Raw genomic sequence first — 910 nt, 5'->3', positions numbered from 1 at the left:
TTCTCGATACTAATTTCTCGTGCCTCAAAATTCACTCGAAGTGACAATTGTTTTTATTTTGATTGGATTGCATTTCAATAAAAACACTCGAAGTGTCATTTTATTGATCATTCAATTTTATATAAGCTTCTCGATACAAATTTCTCGTGCCTCGAAATTCACTCGAAGTGACAAACTTTTAAAATTTTATTTGTTCTTTTTTAAATACGCTGGTAATTCTTTAGATAACCAATCTTCACGAACTGGAACATGTACATCTAAATCTACGGTTTCTTCTAAAGCCCAAAACTCATGTGGTACATTTTCTGGAAATACAATTACTTCTCCTGCTGCAACTTCTACAAACGTTTCTTTACCATCAATTATGGTTTTGATTTTCACTTTACCAGACATGATATATGTAATCTGCTCGTTTGGATGGTGATGCCAAGGAATATGCGCTCCTTTTTCTAGATTAAAAATGGTCATTTGTCCTTTTTCACCATGAAACCATTTACGTTGGATCCCTTCTCCAATAGTTTCAGATTCCATGTCGTCAAAATTGAAATGTTGCACTTTTGAAGTTGCTATAGAATCTTTAGTGGTTACTTGTGCATTTACTGTATTACCGACAAGCATTGCTGTTACTGCTAATGTTGCTATAATGGATTTGAAATTCATTTTTTAGTGTTTATTTTTTGTCAGTTCGAGTGTCCCGACTTTTTTGTCGGGATGTATCGAGAACCAATTCTGCTTAGCTTCTCGATACATTTTTATTTTCATTGCATTTCAATAAAAACACTCGAAGTGACATCTTATTAAAAATTCAATTTCACCTAGACTTCTCGATACTAATTTCTCGTGCCTCAAAATTCACTCGAAGTGACAATTGTTTTTATTTTGATTGGATTGCATTTCAATAAAAACACTC

The 910-nt window shown here is 33.0% G+C and carries 1 protein-coding gene; it reads right to left on the bottom strand.

Annotated elements, in window-relative coordinates; translation table 11 throughout:
• Positions 1-186 precede the first annotated feature (186 nt).
• Entirely contained in the window at positions 187-660 is a 474-nt protein-coding gene (locus MWU65_RS17460; RefSeq protein WP_247079962.1) for a cupin domain-containing protein, read from the bottom strand.
• Between the last annotated feature and the right edge of the window lie 250 nt (positions 661-910).

Origin of the sequence: Cellulophaga sp. F20128 (assembly GCF_023015805.1) — a bacterium.
Classification (GTDB): domain Bacteria; phylum Bacteroidota; class Bacteroidia; order Flavobacteriales; family Flavobacteriaceae; genus Cellulophaga.
The sequence above is the reverse complement of the archived record's forward strand: the minus strand, read 5'-3'. Positions and strand labels throughout refer to the sequence as shown.

Excerpts from the sequence above, each read along its gene's own strand:
- MWU65_RS17460 (WP_247079962.1), bottom strand. The coding sequence starts at position 660 with ATGAATTTCAAATCCATTATAGCAACATTAGCAGTAACAGCAATGCTT.